This is a genomic window from Phnomibacter sp. (assembly GCF_036803085.1).
Classification (GTDB): domain Bacteria; phylum Bacteroidota; class Bacteroidia; order Chitinophagales; family Chitinophagaceae; genus Phnomibacter.
Window position 1 is genome coordinate 62,483 of record NZ_DAIRUZ010000003.1, and the last position, 15,801, is coordinate 78,283.

General features: G+C 47.1%; 17 protein-coding genes. 11 read left to right on the top strand and 6 right to left on the bottom strand.

Features of this window, described 5'->3' with window-relative positions; all coding sequences use genetic code 11:
* Positions 1 to 45: 45 nt before the first annotated feature.
* Positions 46 to 2,094, bottom strand: coding sequence for a phenylacetic acid degradation bifunctional protein PaaZ (gene paaZ, locus V7Q13_RS07315; protein ID WP_333800028.1), 2,049 nt, complete (start codon positions 2,092 to 2,094; stop codon positions 46 to 48).
* Positions 2,095 to 2,219: 125 nt separating this feature from the next.
* Here paaZ and V7Q13_RS07320 point away from each other — a divergent pair, with 125 nt between their 5' ends.
* The gene (locus tag V7Q13_RS07320) at positions 2,220 to 2,900 is read left to right on the top strand and encodes a hypothetical protein (RefSeq protein ID WP_333800029.1); all 681 of its coding nucleotides are present in this window, start codon (positions 2,220 to 2,222) and stop codon (positions 2,898 to 2,900) included.
* Positions 2,901 to 2,972: 72 nt separating this feature from the next.
* Here V7Q13_RS07320 and msrB read toward each other — a convergent pair whose 3' ends face one another.
* The gene (msrB, locus tag V7Q13_RS07325; protein ID WP_246186182.1) at positions 2,973 to 3,458 is read right to left on the bottom strand and encodes a peptide-methionine (R)-S-oxide reductase MsrB; all 486 of its coding nucleotides are present in this window, start codon (positions 3,456 to 3,458) and stop codon (positions 2,973 to 2,975) included.
* 229 nt (positions 3,459 to 3,687) lie between these two features.
* Between msrB and V7Q13_RS07330 the strand changes: the two genes are divergently transcribed.
* The gene (locus V7Q13_RS07330; protein WP_333800030.1) at positions 3,688 to 4,269 is read left to right on the top strand and encodes an adenylate kinase; all 582 of its coding nucleotides are present in this window, start codon (positions 3,688 to 3,690) and stop codon (positions 4,267 to 4,269) included.
* A 71-nt stretch (positions 4,270 to 4,340) separates the two neighbouring features.
* On the opposite strand, the gene V7Q13_RS07335 is transcribed toward V7Q13_RS07330, so the two are convergent.
* Positions 4,341 to 4,730, bottom strand: a complete 390-nt coding sequence (locus V7Q13_RS07335) for a hypothetical protein (protein WP_333800031.1) — start codon at positions 4,728 to 4,730, stop codon at positions 4,341 to 4,343.
* Between the two features lie 186 nt (positions 4,731 to 4,916).
* On the opposite strand from V7Q13_RS07335, the gene V7Q13_RS07340 reads away from it, so the two are divergent.
* Both V7Q13_RS07340 and V7Q13_RS07345 read left to right on the top strand, forming a co-directional pair.
* Positions 4,917 to 6,032: a lipase family protein gene (locus V7Q13_RS07340; RefSeq protein ID WP_333800032.1), complete on the top strand. Its 1,116-nt coding sequence runs from the start codon at positions 4,917 to 4,919 to the stop codon at positions 6,030 to 6,032.
* Positions 6,033 to 6,356 carry a DUF3817 domain-containing protein gene (locus V7Q13_RS07345; RefSeq protein ID WP_333800033.1) on the top strand — a complete coding sequence of 108 codons (324 nt, stop codon included), beginning with the start codon at positions 6,033 to 6,035 and terminating at the stop codon, positions 6,354 to 6,356.
* A 93-nt stretch (positions 6,357 to 6,449) separates the two neighbouring features.
* Here V7Q13_RS07345 and V7Q13_RS07350 read toward each other — a convergent pair whose 3' ends face one another.
* The 3 genes from V7Q13_RS07350 to V7Q13_RS07360 all read right to left on the bottom strand — a co-directional run bounded on the left by V7Q13_RS07350 (position 6,450) and on the right by V7Q13_RS07360 (position 9,541).
* Complete coding sequence (locus tag V7Q13_RS07350; protein ID WP_333800034.1) at positions 6,450 to 7,997, bottom strand: Rne/Rng family ribonuclease; 1,548 nt, start codon at positions 7,995 to 7,997, stop codon at positions 6,450 to 6,452.
* A gap of 318 nt (positions 7,998 to 8,315) precedes the next feature.
* Positions 8,316 to 9,188 (bottom strand): tetratricopeptide repeat protein, encoded by an 873-nt coding sequence (locus V7Q13_RS07355; protein WP_333800035.1) that lies wholly within the window; start codon positions 9,186 to 9,188, stop codon positions 8,316 to 8,318.
* Between the two features lie 47 nt (positions 9,189 to 9,235).
* A complete protein-coding gene (locus V7Q13_RS07360; protein WP_333800036.1) occupies positions 9,236 to 9,541 on the bottom strand; it encodes an HU family DNA-binding protein in 306 nt (101 codons plus the stop codon).
* Between the two features lie 149 nt (positions 9,542 to 9,690).
* On the opposite strand from V7Q13_RS07360, the gene mutY reads away from it, so the two are divergent.
* The 7 genes from mutY to V7Q13_RS07395 all read left to right on the top strand — a co-directional run bounded on the left by mutY (position 9,691) and on the right by V7Q13_RS07395 (position 15,801).
* Positions 9,691 to 10,812 (top strand): A/G-specific adenine glycosylase, encoded by a 1,122-nt coding sequence (gene mutY, locus V7Q13_RS07365; RefSeq protein WP_333800037.1) that lies wholly within the window; start codon positions 9,691 to 9,693, stop codon positions 10,810 to 10,812.
* A gap of 80 nt (positions 10,813 to 10,892) precedes the next feature.
* Positions 10,893 to 11,333, top strand: a complete 441-nt coding sequence (locus V7Q13_RS07370) for a single-stranded DNA-binding protein (protein WP_333800038.1) — start codon at positions 10,893 to 10,895, stop codon at positions 11,331 to 11,333.
* Positions 11,334 to 11,448: 115 nt separating this feature from the next.
* Positions 11,449 to 12,759: a gliding motility-associated protein GldE gene (gene gldE, locus V7Q13_RS07375; RefSeq protein WP_333800039.1), complete on the top strand. Its 1,311-nt coding sequence runs from the start codon at positions 11,449 to 11,451 to the stop codon at positions 12,757 to 12,759.
* Positions 12,760 to 12,845: 86 nt separating this feature from the next.
* Positions 12,846 to 13,400 carry a gliding motility lipoprotein GldD gene (gldD, locus tag V7Q13_RS07380; protein ID WP_333800040.1) on the top strand — a complete coding sequence of 185 codons (555 nt, stop codon included), beginning with the start codon at positions 12,846 to 12,848 and terminating at the stop codon, positions 13,398 to 13,400.
* Between the two features lie 17 nt (positions 13,401 to 13,417).
* Positions 13,418 to 14,008 (top strand): DUF3109 family protein, encoded by a 591-nt coding sequence (locus V7Q13_RS07385; RefSeq protein WP_333800041.1) that lies wholly within the window; start codon positions 13,418 to 13,420, stop codon positions 14,006 to 14,008.
* Positions 14,009 to 14,114: 106 nt separating this feature from the next.
* Complete coding sequence (locus V7Q13_RS07390) at positions 14,115 to 14,318, top strand: hypothetical protein (protein WP_333800042.1); 204 nt, start codon at positions 14,115 to 14,117, stop codon at positions 14,316 to 14,318.
* Positions 14,319 to 14,388: 70 nt separating this feature from the next.
* Positions 14,389 to 15,801 carry a lactate utilization protein B gene (locus V7Q13_RS07395; protein WP_333800043.1) on the top strand — a complete coding sequence of 471 codons (1,413 nt, stop codon included), beginning with the start codon at positions 14,389 to 14,391 and terminating at the stop codon, positions 15,799 to 15,801.

The window sequence follows — 15,801 nt, forward strand, 5'->3', positions numbered from 1 at the left end:
AATACAAAGGTAGCAGGCAATGCTGTCTCACTCGCCTGCTTCAGGTTATTCTTCCCGCTTTCTTACCATGGTTAAAATAGTAGCCACACCCACAATCTCATTGAGCTCATCCAGTATTTCTACATACCATTTTACGATGCCTCTTGGTATGTCGGTTGCTTCCCGTTTTTCTTGCGGCAGTTTTTCTTTACAAGTAAAACGAACGTACACGCTGGCACCGGGATACACAGGTTTGGTAAAACGCAATTCATCAATACCATAATTGAGCAACACCGGATTTTTTTGATAGCTCTCGACAAACAAACCGGCAGCTGCACTCATAATAAAATAGCCATGTGCCACCTGGCCGGTAAACATGGTATCAGCAAAATCGGTATTGGTAAGGTGAGCATAAAAATGATCGCCACTCAAATCGGCAAAGGCGGTAATGTCTTCAGCAGTAATCAGGCGAGGCTCGGTAATGAGCTGGTCGCCTACGCTGAGTTCTTCAAAGTATTTGGTGAACGGATGCACTGTTGAGTGCTGCCCGTCGGCACCGGGTTGGTATTGACCGGTGACTGCTGTAAGCATATTGGGAGAACCTTGTACTGCAAGCCTTTGCATGTAATGCTTTACGCCACGCAAGCCGCCCATTTCTTCACCACCACCGGCACGGCCGGGGCCGCCATGCACCAGCAATGGCAACGGGCTTCCATGTCCGGTGTTTTCTTTGGCGCATTCAGCATTCAGCACCAATATGCGGCCGTGGTGCGTACCAGCACCAATCACATATTTGCGGGCAATGGAAGGATTGGCCGTAACAATGGTAGAAACCAATGAGCCCTTCCCCATTTTACTGAGTGCAATGGCTTCGTCTAAACCATTATAAGGCATCAAGGTACTTACGGGACCAAAAGCTTCAACATCGTGTACTTCGCTGGCATCGAAAGGTTGCGTATTCAGCAGCAAGAGCGGACTCATAAATGCGCCTACCGTTCCATTGGCATCTACTACATCAATATCATCCAAAGTGCCGTAGGCTATGCTGGCATGTTGCATTAGTGTTTGTACCTGTGCTTTCACTTCTTGCCGTTGCGATTGTCCGGCGAGAGAGCCCATGCGTACTTTGTCATTCAGCGGATTGCCAATCACCGTTTGAGCCAGTGCTTTGGCCAATGATTGTTGTACCGCTTCCAGCTTATTGGCAGGCACAAAAATGCGGCGGACACCGGTGCATCGCTGCCCGGCTTTTAGCGTCATTTCTTTGCGTACTTCTTTTACAAACAAATCCCACTCGGGCATCTCCGGTGTTACGTCTTCACCCAATACCATGCAGTTCAGCGAATCCGCTTCCATGGTAAAGGGAACAGTTTCCTGCAAGATGTGCGGATTTGATTTCAGCATCATGCCAGTGCTGGCAGAACCGGTAAACGTAACCACATCCTGAAATGTGGTATGATTGAGCATGTCGCCGGCGCTACCGCAAAGCAACTGTAATGCACCCGCTGGCAATATGCCGCTGGCAATGATTTTTTGCACCACGGCCTCGGTCAAAAAGGAGGTAACGGTTGCCGGCTTTACAACTGCAGGCATACCCGCCAACAGGTTGACAGCAATTTTCTCCAGCATGCCCCACACCGGAAAGTTGAAGGCGTTGATATGAATGGCCACACCCTCTTTGGGCACCAGCAAATGCTGCCCGATGAAAGTGCCGTTTTTACCCAGCAAATGTGTTTCACCTTCAGCGTAAAAAGATTCATTGCCCAGCTTACGCCGCAGGCTGGCATTGGCAAACAAATTGCCGATACCACCTTCAATATCTACCCAGCTATCGGCACGGGTGGCACCGGTTTGGTAGCTGATGGCGTACAATTCATCCAGGTGCTCCCGCAGGTACAGGGCCAGGGCTTTCAGCATCAATCCACGTTCGTGAAAAGTCATGTTGCGCAGGGCAGGATTACCTACAGATCGGCCGTACTGTAGTACATCGGCAAAAGGAATGCCTTTGGTAGAAGCCGTGGCAATAGGCTCATTGGTTACTGCATTGTACAGCAGCTGACCATCGCCATCGCCTGGTATCCATTGGCCAAGTACATAGTTGTGCAGCGTTTTCATAAGGCAAGCAATTGAAGTGCAATAATAAAACTAACAATCGTTAGTCTGTGTTGTTGCACTCATCAAAAAGGCAAGGGCTGGCATATGGCAATGCACGTACATTTGTGCGGATGTCTATGCTTAAAATGCCAAAGTCAATAGCGTGGATACTGGCTACTATGCTGGTGATGCTGTTGCTCATGATGGCTTACCGATTGTTTGTACTTGCATTGTTTGCCCCCGAGCCGGCGCCAGCCAGTGTGGGTCAATTGTTGTGGCTGGGTTTCAAGTACGATTTGCGTTATGTAAGCCTGTTTACATTTCCCGTGTTGCTGGCCAGTTTTAGCGGTTCATTGCATTTGTTTAAAAGCAGTGCCGGCAAAAAGTTTGGCATCATCGTTTTTACCATTTTCAGTTCGCTCCTTCTCTTATTGTACGGCTTTGATGTAGCCAACCTCATTGCCTACAACCAGCATGCCAGCGGCGAAACCTTTCACGAACTCATCCGCCAGCAAGCGGCAGATAAAAAGCTAATGACCGATGCGCCGTGGGTCATTATACTGTTACTCATTGGCATAGGCGGCTGGCTCATGTATTTGCTACACCGCTTGCTACACCATGTGATTGGGGTAAAAAAAGGCAGCGACAATAAAACCATGCGTATGTTTTGGCAAGGCCTAACCCTGTTGATTTGCGTGGCTGCATTGTATGGTAATATTGGCACGAAGCCTTTGGCTTACAATGATGCCAAACAATGGAAAAACGAACAGGCGGCAACTGTAGCTCTTAATGTGTTTGAATGCATGGCGCACAGCATCCGGTATTAAAAAAGGTCCTGCCCGAAGACAGAACCCTTTTTCATCGCCACACACACTATCCCATTCGCCACACTGCGAATATTATTCTCCGGCCGGCTTGTTATAACCCGCCTTCTTTTCGGCTTCTTTGGCTTTTTCAAAATCAAGAATCACCCCGTTGATGCAATACCGCAAACCAGTAGGTGGCGGTCCGTCTTCAAACACATGGCCCAGGTGAGCTTTGCACCGGCCACACTGTACTTCGGTGCGGGTCATGCCATGCGAATGGTCGGGGGTGTAAATGATAGCGCCTTTGCTGATGGGCTCGTAAAAACTGGGCCAGCCGCAACCGCTGTCAAATTTTGTATCGCTTTTAAACAGCGGATTGCCGCAGGCCAGGCAGTAATAAGTGCCAATTTCTTTGAAGTTTTCAAACTTGCTTGTCCAGGGGCGTTCGGTACCTTTTTGGCGGGCAATGTAGTACACATCAGCCGGTAGAATCTTTTTCCATTCGGCCTCGGTGAGGTTAACCTTGCCACTATCTACGCGGTTGTACACCGGATTATTCGTGGGTTTTTCGTTTTCCATTTTTGCTGATTTACTGGTTTTTGAATCGGCCTGCGAAAAGGAGCAGCTGAAACAGCACACCGATAAAACCAAAAGTAAGCCTACGTTTTTCATACTGTAAATATTACAATGCTCATTGAATACTGTTCAATAAATGGAGGTACGCTTAACAGAAATTTTGTAGGTGACTAAGGTCTGTTAAACATTTCCTAAGCGGTGTTATATTCGCGGCTCAAGCATCGCAAACATCATGTTCAACCTCGTTCTTTTTGGCCCTCCGGGTAGCGGCAAAGGCACCCAAAGTGAAAAACTGATTGAAAAATATGGTCTGATTCATTTGAGCACCGGCGACCTGCTGCGCAAAGAAATGAAGGCCGGCACCCCACTCGGCAACGAAGCCAAAAGCCTGATTGAAAAAGGCCAGTTGGTACCCGATGAAGTAGTGGTAGGCATGATTAGCTCTGCCCTCGATGCCAACCCCGAAGCAAAGGGTTTTCTCTTCGATGGCTTTCCCCGCACCATTGCTCAGGCCGAAGCGCTGGACAAACTGCTGACGCTGAAAAAAACAGCCATTCATGCCGTGTTGTTTTTGATGGTGAATGAAGAAGAGCTCATCAACCGACTGGTAGGCCGTGCCAAAACCAGTGGCCGCCTTGATGATGCCGACCCGGAAATACAGCGCAACCGCCAGGCAGTGTACAAAAATGAGACCTTACCTGTAGCCGGATATTATCAAAACCAGGATAAAGTAAGCCGTGTAGAAGGTGAAGGAACAATCGATGAAATTTTTGGCCGCATTTGCAGCCACATAGATCCTTTGCTGGAAGCATAACAATCCAATTCAGCTACATAAAAAAATGCACCCCGACCGGAGTGCATTTTTTTATGCGAAAGCAACATGAATTAGTGTTTGCCTTCGTCTTTGCAAAGACCAACGATATCGTGATACACATCGTGCAGTGCAGTCAGTTGCTTGGTGATGGCAGCATCATCAGCACCAGCTTTGATCTGCTTGTTGAGTGCTTTGGCACCTTTCATCAGCTTGTTCAGATTTTCTTTGATTTCAGGCTTATTGAACTCAGCAGGCGGGTTGCTTTTTTGCCAGGCTTTGGCAAGGTCTATCATTTCACCAATACGGTTCTTAATTGGGTCGAGTTTACCTTCTTCAGCGGGGTGAAATGTTTGGCTCATTACCGTATGAAAGTCTTTCATTTCTTTCCATTCGGGCTTGGCTTGTGCAGCGGCAAACAATACAGGCAGAGCAAACAAAGCGGCCAACAACAGTTTTTTCATGTGCAAGATTTTAAGTGATTTATACGCAAACAATTTGAGTCGTAAAAGTACCGCTTCTAATGACTCGGTTTACAAAAGCAAAGCTAATTTGAACCCAAACTGCAGCGCATTTGTCGAATAATAAGCAACCACGAAACCTTGCCAGCTCCGCAGAATCCTTTATTTTAATTGACTAAACACAACATCATGCTCACCCCTTTTCGTCGCTATGCATTTTTAATAGCAGTGCTGTTATCGTGTCAGCCACTGCTGGCACAACAATTACAACCAGGTTTCGACAGGAAGGAATATGCCGACATGCTGTGGCTTCAGTTTTATGGACTGAAAGACAGCATGCAGCAAACGCCACCCGTGCAGTTGGAAAAAGACAGCTATCGAACACTGCGCATTTCCAAAGAAGTTGGTTTGTATAATAAGTGTGGCATTTACCTGCGCAAAGACGGCGTGGTGGTACTGCAACTTCGCGGCACTGTCAACAAAATGGAGAGCTGGCTAGAAAATTTTTACGCTGGCATGGTGCCAGCAACTGGTAGCCTGCAGCTGAGTAACGATTACACATTTGTGTACAAGCTGGCCAACAATCCACAAGCCACTGTGCATGTGGGTTGGCTCACAGGTGTGGGCTTTCTGATGAAAGAAGTACTGCCCACATTGGATAGCCTGGTGCAGGCCGGTCACCACGAGCTGATGATAGCGGGCCATAGCCAGGGTGGTGCGTTATCTTTTCTCACTACTTCATTTTTGCACTATCACTATGCTACTATGAATAAAGCCGTACGGCTAAAAACATATGCAAGTGCCGCCCCCAAACCGGGCAATCAATACTATGCGTATGATTTCGATTTTATAAGCCGTGGGCAAATGGGCTTTCGGGTGATCATCGATGCCGACTGGGTGCCCGAAACACCGGTGTCGCTGCAAACCATCAACGATTACAATGCAGTAAACCCGCTGAGCAATGCCAAGAGTTCCATTCGAAAGCAAAAGTTTGTGGTGCGGTTGTTTCTCAACAGTGTATATGGCAAACTCACCCGCAGCAGTAACAAAGCCTCGAGGCGATTTGAAAAATACCTCGGTAAAAAACTGTACAAGCTGGCAGCAAAGCCTTTGCCTGGATTTGCCAAACCCACGCTGGCAGGCAGCATGAACTATGCCACCACCGGCAACCCTGTTATATTAGCCACAAATGATGCTTACCGCAGCAAGTTTGTGTTTGATGGTAAAAATTATTTTGTACACCACATGCTGGCACCTTATCTGTTTTTGCTCGATACCTACTACCCATTGCCTACAGCAAAATAAATGCTGCACATTTGCAGCCATTATTCTTTCATCATGAAGCAAAGCCTCAACAAAATTTTTTACGCCGTCGGGTTGGCAGAAGCCATTTCATTTATTGTATTGCTGGGAATAGCCATGCCACTCAAGTATATGGCGGGCATGCCCAAAGCCGTTTCCATAGTAGGCATGGCGCATGGTGTATTGTTTGTGGGCTACTTAGCTGTAGCTTATCTCTGTAAAGAAACCTTTAACTGGAGTATGCGGACATTTGTATTGGCCTGCGCTGCATCGGTGGTTCCATTCGGGCCATTTTGGTTTCACAAGTACCTGCAGTCGAAAGCATAACTGCAAGCACGATAGTTTACATGCAACGAGGGCACAAAGCAGGTTAATCTTCTTTGTGCCCTCGTTGTTTTTGAGCTGAAAGTAAATACGCTTTTACAGCTTTATTTCTTCATGGTCCTGATCGAGGAACTTGAAATCAACCAGGTGCAGCGTATTGCTTTCCTGAATTTTAATCCATTGTTTGTGTTTGAGGCTCCACTGCATCCGCTTGCTGGGAAAACCTTTTTGCAAATAGGCCGCCATAATTGGATGCACCATTAACACCAGGTTTTTGTGGCCGTGTGTAATGAGGTAGTCGAGGTTCTTGCGAATCTCATCTTCCAGTACCAGTGTACTGCTGATTTTACCTGAGCCACCGCAGCTGGGGCACAGCTCATCGGTTTTAATGTCTACCTCGGGCTTCATCCGCTGGCGGGTAATTTGCATCAATCCAAAACGGCTGATGGGCAAAATACTGTGGCGGGCACGGTCGGTACGCATGAAGCCTTCCATGGCATCGGCCAGCTTCTTTTTGTTTTCGGGCAGCTTCATATCAATGAAGTCAACCACAATAATGCCGCCCAAATCGCGGAGGCGTAGCTGGCGGGCTATCTCTTCTGCTGCTTCCAAATTGGTCTGCAGGCTGTTTTCTTCCTGATTGTTGCTGCTGCTTTTGTAACCGCTGTTTACATCTATTACGTGTAGTGCTTCTGTGGCTTCTACTATGAGATAAGCGCCACTGGGCATACTTACTGTTTTACCGAAAGAGCCCTTCACCTGTTTGGTTACTGCGTAAGTATCAAAAACAGGTGAGCCACTTTGATAGTACTGTACGATGTCTGCTTTTTCGGGTGCAATACGCACCAAATACTGGCGGATATCGTTGTAAATATTTTTGTCATTGACAACAATGCGGTTGAAATCGGGGCTGAGCAAATCACGAAGAATAGACGTAGCCTTATCCTGCTCACTCAAAATTTTGGAAGGTACAGCTGCGCCTTGCAGGTTTTGCTGAATTTGTTTCCACTTAGCTACCAGTTGGTTGAGATCGTCGTGCAGCTCGGCGGTGTTTTTACCTTCTGCAGCAGTACGCACAATCACCCCAAAGTTTTTGGGCTTGATGGATTCTATAATTTTCTGGAGCCGGCGGCGTTCGTCGCTGGTATGAATTTTTTTGGAAACGGCTACGATGTCGTTGAAAGGAGTAAGCACCACAAAACGACCGGGCAACGAAATTTCGCAACTCAAACGGGGGCCTTTGGCAGCAATGGGCTCTTTTAGAATTTGCACCAAAATATTGGGCTTGCCATTGAGCACTTCGGTTATTTTCCCTGTTTTTACAATTTCGGGTTCTACATTAAACCGGCTGAAATCGTAAGGTTCTTTGGCTTTCCATTCCTGGCAAATCTGGGTGATCTTGAGCAGGCTTTTGGCGTATGGACTCAAATCGGTGTAGTGCAAAAAAGCGTCTTTTTCAAAACCTACATCTACAAAAGCTGCATTGAGGCCTGGCATCAGTTTTTTTACTTTGCCAAGGTACAAATCGCCGACACCAAAGGGATTTTCGGTGTTTTCGCGGTGTAGTTCTACCAGTTTTTTGTCTTCGAGTAATGCAATTTCAACCCCCTGTGGTGCTGCATTAATAATTAGTTCTTTGTTCACAAAGTGCAATCAGTTTGTGTTTGAATTAGGTGCATGGCAAGTCCCTGAGACCTGCTGCATGTTTGGTACTTTATTGGGGGATAATATGCACGGGTGAAACAGGCAGGCAACAGAATAAACCAGAAAAACATTTACCTGCCCGTAATAGTACAGGCAGGTAAATGCACGTAGAAAAAGAGCTGATTATTTGTTCTTCTTCTTATGACGATTCTTTCTCAAACGCTTTTTACGTTTGTGAGTCGCAATCTTATGACGCTTTCTTTTTTTACCGCAAGGCATAGTTCAATGATTTTATTAGTTCTAAATATGAAACAGTAACTATTTGCCGGTACCGGCCTTGGCCAGTTGCTCAATCCGTTTCCGGATTTCTGCTTTCATTTCCGGCACTGTTACTTTTCGTTCAATGGTTTCGTAGCTGTTGATGGCTTCTTTGGTCATACCCGCCAGCTCATAAGCTTCGGCCAGTTTAAACCATACCTCCAAATTGTCGGGTTGTGCTTGTACTACTTTGGCAAAACGAAGAGCGGCTTTATCGTACTGATTGCTGTTCATACCGCCTATGCCCAGCATATATTGGGCAAACACGTTGGTTGAATCTTTCTCAGCTACAGACCTCACTTTCATTATACCAGCCATTGGCCCGTCGGGGGTAATGGCGCCATACATTATACATCCGCCCTGTCCTACAATGGTTGAATCATTGTTGGGGTTGATGGAAAAAGCCTTGTCAAACAACTCCATTCCTCTGTTGGCCAGCCACTCTTGCTCCAAATGATTATGGGCATACGGCAGATAGCCTAAAATGGAATGGGCGGCAAATGTGAGACTTTTTTCGGTATTATCCAATTCGGAAGCCAACGACAGATGCTTAAAATGCAGAACGGGGCTGGGCACAGAGTCTTTCCAGAAGCTGGCCAGGCTGCGGTGTGCAGCGGCTTGCTGACCTTTTACATCGCCACGGCTCACTGTGTTTTCCAATGTATTGATGTACTGCTGCTGGGCCTGGCTCAGTTGGCTCATGGCACCGGCACGTACTTTTTCCAGGTCAAGCGGGTCGTGGTTGTGGCTGGTGTCGGCCTTTGCTGTGGCATTTGCCGCCGGCTTTTTGGGCCCTACAGTACTACCAAAATAATAAAGCCCCGCTGTAACAGCGAGGGCCAATACGATTGTAATTTTTTGCGTCTTATTCATATCCCTCTGCCCATTGGTTGGGCCGGGGGCAAAGGTATATGGCTGGGCTATTCGGCGGCGTCGCTTTTGCCACTCGTCTTCAATTTAACTTCTGCCACAAACTCTTTGCTGGGTTTGAATGCAGGAATAAAATGCTCCGGAATTTCTACTGCTACATTGCGTTTGATGTTGCGGCCAATTTTGGCTGCCCGTTTTTTGGTAATGAAACTGCCAAACCCACGGATGTAAATATTTTCCCCGTTGGAAAGACTTTCCTTCACCTCTTTAAACATGGTTTCGAGTGTCACCAAAACATCCACTTTGGGAATACCGGTTTTATCGGCAATTTGGTTGATGAGGTCTGATTTGCGCATGATTCAGAATGATTTACAACGGTTTGTCATTAAAAGTAAGACAGGAAAACGTGAATTGCAATAATTGGAATCGTTTTTTGTAAATATTTCATTATCAAAGGTAAACGCCTTATTTGAACGAATTTGTACCCTTGCTGTAATTGTACTGTATGCCCACATCTTCTGCTACTGCTTCATCCCGCAAAAAAGGTTACACCAGCCAGCCATGGTTCACCCAAACGTTGCTGCACTGGCATACCCACCACAACCAGCGCAGCATGCCCTGGAAGGGCGAAAAAGATCCTTATAAAATCTGGCTCTCCGAAATTATTTTACAGCAAACCCGGGTAGAGCAGGGCTTGGCATACTACCTGCGTTTTATAGCCGCTTACCCAACCATTGCCGAGCTGGCGGCGGCTGAAGATGATGCAGTTTTTAAGCTGTGGGAAGGACTGGGCTACTACAGCCGCTGTCGCAACCTGCTGGCTGCAGCCCGACAAGTAATGCAACAGTTTGGCGGTCATTTCCCCGGCAACTATGCCGATATTTTGAGCCTGAAAGGGGTAGGCCCTTACACTGCCGCCGCCATTGCCAGTTTTGGCTTTAGCCTGCCGCATGCCGTGGTAGATGGCAACGTTATTCGGGTGTTGGCCCGCTTTTATGGCATTGATGAACCTTTCGATACAACCGCCGGCAAAGAACGCTTTACACAAGAAGCCGATGCACATTTGGCACAACATGAGCCTGCCGCCTACAACCAGGCCATCATGGACTTTGGCGCTACTGTTTGCAAGCCTGCTGCCCCATTATGCCTGCAATGTCCCATGCAAAAAAAATGCATCGCTTTTGTACATCAGCGGGTAGAAAGCCTGCCGGTAAAATCGAAAAAGCTCATCAAGAAAGACCGCCACTTTTACTATTTCATTTTTCGGTACCAACAGCAAACCTTAGTACGCCAAAGAAATGACAAAGACATTTGGCAGGGCTTGCATGAATTCATACTGGCAGAAGAAGCAGCTTCGGCATTTACCACCAATGAACAATATTTAAAAAAAGCCCGCAAGCTATTGCCTGCAACCACTGCGGTTGTAGCAGCAAATGGTCCTTTCAGGCAGCTGCTTACGCACCAAACCATTTATGCCCACTTTGTAGAGTGCACAGTAGATGGAGCTGTAGCTGTGCCCGGTGCACAATGGGTAAATGAATCAGCTATTGCCAAGCTGGCTTTTCCCAAAGTCATTCGCGACTACCTTAACAAACGAGAGGCCGTTACGCAAACCAACTTGTTTTAAAAAGGGTGGCCGGGTTTCGTTTTTGCATAAAAAAACTAACTTTAAAGAGATAACTATTTCGGTAAAGTAAGAATGAACCTATGCGAGGCGTAAACAAAGTAACCCTGATTGGCAACCTGGGAAAAGAACCCGATACACAAGTGTTGGAAGGCAATGTGACTGTTGCAAAATTTCCGTTGGCAACCACCGAATCTTACAAGGATAAAACCGGCAAACTGGTAAGCCAAACCGAATGGCACATGGTAGTACTGTGGCGTGGATTGGCTGAGCTGGCGCAAAAATACCTGCACAAAGGAAGCCTGGTATATATTGAAGGTCGCCTGAAAACCCGCACATGGGAAGATAAAGAAGGACATAAAAAATTTGCCACTGAAATAGTCGGCGAAAACCTGATTATGCTCGACAAGCGGGGTGATGGCAGTTTTGCTCAGGGGCAAGGCTTCGGCCCCGAAGGCATCGACAATTTTAGTGGCAGCGACATACCGCCCAACACCGATGGCCCCGACCTCTCTGGCTATTGAGGATGGAATGTTATTTTTGCCGTTGGTGCTAAGTGCCGGCAGCAATGACCGTTACTTTGCCGCTAATCCATGTATGATGCTTAGCTTCATATTATTATTCACCAATTTGTTTCTATTGGATCATTTACCGGCCCTCGGGCCATTGCTGCTCATTACTACCGAACTCACCACCACGCTGGTGATATTGCTGCTGGCATTGCTTTTCCTGTCGTTTTGCGCATCTGGTGCCGAAGTGGCTTTTTTTTCCCTCACGTTCAAAGACATCAACCTGCTGAAAACAAAAAGTCAGCCGGGCTATAAACGCATCATATCGCTGCTGGAATCGCCCAAAGTGTTGTTGGGCTCACTCATGATGGCCAACAGCATTGCCAATATTGGTATTGTCATCATCAGTAATTTTTTGATAGACAAGTACCTGGAAATGCAAAACATTTGGTGGCTGCTGGCTACCAAAGTGCTGCTCATTGCCGCTATCATTTTATTGTTTGCCGAAGTATTGCCCAAATCATTTGCTGCGCAAAACAATATCCGTTTTGCAAAAGATATCAGCTGGATGGTAGAAGCCATTTACCTGCTCTTTAACCGTATAGCCGGATATATGGTAAACCTGAGCGATGGCATTGAAAGAAAACTTGGCCAACGATCAACCGCAGCCAGCATTGAAGAGCTGAACCATGCCATTGATTTGACCAACGAAGAAGATGCATCGGTAGAAGAAAAAAACATCATGAAAGGGGTGCTGAAGTTTGGCAACATCTCTGTAAAGCAGGTCATGAAAACCCGGTTGGATGTGCACGGCCTTTCATTCGACAGCAACTTTGAAGAAGTAAAAAAGAAAGTAGAAGAACTGCACTATAGCCGCCTGCCCGTATACCATCATTCGCTGGATGAAATAAAAGGCATGATGCATACCAAAGATTTGCTCGGCTACCTGCAGCAACCGCCCGATTTCGACTGGCACAGCCTGATGCGCCCTGCCTTCTTTATTCATGAGCAAAAACTCATTGAAGATTTGATGCAGGAGTTTCAGCAAAAGAGAACACACTTTGCAGTAGTGGTAGACGAATTTGGCGGCACAAGCGGCATCATTACCATGGAAGATATTCTCGAAGAAATTATTGGTGAAATCAAAGATGAGTTTGACGAAGAAGAAACCATCAACAGCAAAATTGACGACCTCAATTTTGTGTTTGAAGGCAAAACCATGCTCAACGATGTGTGCCGCATTATGCAACTCAGCCCCGATACTTTTGATGAAGTAAAAGGCGAGAGTGATTCGCTGGCAGGTTTGGTGCTCGAAGTATCGGGCGAAATACCACAGCAAAATACTATCATTACCGTTGGCGATTTTGATTTTACTATTCTCGAGGTCAATAAAAACCGCATCCAAAAAATTAAAGTGACCATCAGACCGGTGGAAGAATAATGACCCGGGCTTTCATTCGTTCTATTATCATGCATCATTTCTCCCATCGATTTTCTGTACGCCATTGGTGTTTGCTTTTACTGCTTGTGTCAAGCTGGGCTTGCAACAGCACGTTTACCCCCAAGCCAAAAGGCTATTTTGACATTGCTTTTCCTGAAAAGAAATATCAAACCTTTGAGCAGGCTGGCTATCCCTATTCATTCGAATTGCCCGTATATGCAACCGTGATAAAAGACTCCACTTTTTTCGACAGCACACCTGAAAATCCGTGGTGGATTAACATCGACTTTCCGCAGTTCAACGGCCGTATCCATATCAGCTACAAAGATTTGCGCCAATCCAATTTCGACAAGCTCGTCAACGATGCTTTTAACCTCACTTACAAGCATACCAGCAAAGCCACGGCTATAGATGACAGCGTAATGCACACTTCCAATGGTGTACATGGCGTGTACTTTAAAGTGGGTGGCAATGCCGCTACGGCCAATCAATTTTTTGTAACAGATTCTGCCCGCCATTTTTTGCGGGGTGCATTGTATTTTGATGTAACGCCCAACGAAGATTCGCTGCAACCGGTCAACGATTTTTTGAAGCAAGACCTGCTGCACATGATTGAAACCTTTCGCTGGAAAACCAATTAACCGAACCAACTACTGCTATGATAGCTATTGATAACAAACTGGTGAGTGACGAACTGGTAGAAGAACAATTTGTATGCGACCTGGTAAAGTGCAAGGGTGGTTGCTGTGTAGATGGCGACGCCGGTGCTCCTTTAGATAAAGAAGAACTGGCTCGTATTGATGAAGTATTTGAAGCAGTGCTGCCTTACCTGCCGGCACAGCACGTAGCCGAAATAAACAAGCAAGGCCGCTATGTATACGACCCCGAATTTGGCTGGGTAACACCCGCAATCAATGGAGGCATTTGTGTATACGCCATTACCGATGCCGCCGGTATTGTAAAATGCGGCATAGAGCAAGCTTACAACGATGGCAAAGTAGCCTGGAAAAAGCCCATCAGCTGCCACCTGTTTCCCATACGTATACAGCAAAGCAAAAACGGCGAAACAGAATACGTGAACTACGAACCCCGCGAAACATTGTGCAAGCCTGCCTGCAAGCTGGGCAGGAAACTCAAAGTGCCCGTGTATCAGTTTTTGAAAGAACCCATCATCCGCAAATACGGGCAGGAATTTTATGAAGCACTAGATGCAGTGGCACAGGATTATTTTGAGATACAGGGAAAGTAAGGATGACATTTGGCAATTCGCCTTTGGCATTTTGCGTTAAGCCTTCCGCTTTTCGCTTTCGGCTTTTCCCCTTCTCCCCCTATTTTTGCAGCAAATCATTCCGGTCATGAAATTTCCATTTTTTGCTACCACCATACTCCTTACCATTTTTTGTTTTATGATGCTCATTAAAAGCATCGACTACGGTCAGGGTTGGGCATTGGCACTTAGCATTTTGGGTGTCCTCACGTTTGCTATCCTGAGCATTATTTCCATCTTCTACGAACTGCGCAAGCACGAAAGTCTGAAGGGCGACCACGGCCACCACTAATGCCGGCCGGCCCTGATTAATACGGCGGGCCATAGTATCTTTTTTCATCACCGTTTTTTACTGTTGCTGCATGGCCGATACTGCTACCAAGGCTGATGTGCATGCCTCCACCGGAGGAGCAGCTGCATTTATTGCCCGCAGCACCGTAAAAGCCGCCGACCTCGATCACCGGCGCAAAATCAACTTCAACATTGGCAAATACAATGCGGCTGTGCCCAAGGGCAAAGCGCAGTTTGCCGAGCTGGAGTTGGCCCGCCAACTGGCCAAAAACCGCAAGTGGCAGGCCATTGAGCACCTCGATGAAAGCCTCCTACAGTTTGAAGCCAAGTTTACTGCCCGGGGCGGAAAAGTGATTTGGGCCGAAGACAGTACCCAGGCACTGGATGCCATTTTGCAAATTTGCCGCGAAGCTGACTGCCATACAGTGGTGAAGAGCAAAAGCATGGTGACTGAAGAAATTCACCTCAATGATTTTCTGGAAGGCAACGGTATCGAGAGCATTGAAACCGATCTCGGCGAATACATACAGCAATTAGACGGCGAACCGCCCTACCACATTGTAACGCCGGCCATGCACAAAAGCAAGGAAGATGTAGCCCGCTTGTTTGCCAACAAACTGGGCTGCGAGCCCAACCTGAGCCCCGAGCAGCTTACACAGGTGGCCCGCTACAAACTCCGCCAAAAATATGTGCAGGCAGAAGTAGGCATCACCGGTGCCAACTTTATAGTAGCCGATACCGGCAGTATTGCGCTTACAGAAAATGAAGGCAATGCCCGCCTCAGCTGCGCCTTTCCCAATATCCATATTGCTATTGTGGGTATTGAAAAATGTATTCCATCGATACACGATTTACCGCTGTTTTGGCCCCTGCTCAGCACCTATGGCACGGGGCAACAAGTAACAGTGTACAACAGCCTGGTGAGTGGCCCCCGGCAAAGCAACGAAAGTGATGGCCCCACCCAAATGTTTGTGATACTGCTCGACAATGGCCGCACCAACCTGCTGGCCGATGCAAAAAGCCGCGAAGCCTTGTATTGCATTCGTTGTGGTAGCTGCCTCAATGCCTGCCCCGTGTACAAAAACATTGGCGGCCACAGCTACCTTACTACTTACTGCGGGCCTATTGGCAAAGTAATTACGCCATGGCTGCAAGGCATGCACAATTATAAACACCTGAGCTATGCCAGCAGCCTGTGTGGCAACTGTACAGCAGTTTGCCCGGTACGCATCAACCTTCATGAACTGCTGCTGCACAACCGCCACGAGGCAGTAACACAGGGCGAAAGCAAACTCAGCGAACGCCTGGCATGGAAGGCCTGGAAAACTGCCAGCCTCAGCCGCACCATGATGAACATGGGCAATGGTTCACTTAAAAACAAAGTGGTCAACGGCCTTTTCAGCGATTGGAAAAAGCAACATGCTCCACTGGATTTTTCTGCCAAAACCTTCAACCAAATGTGGAAGGAACAGGAAGGCAAATAA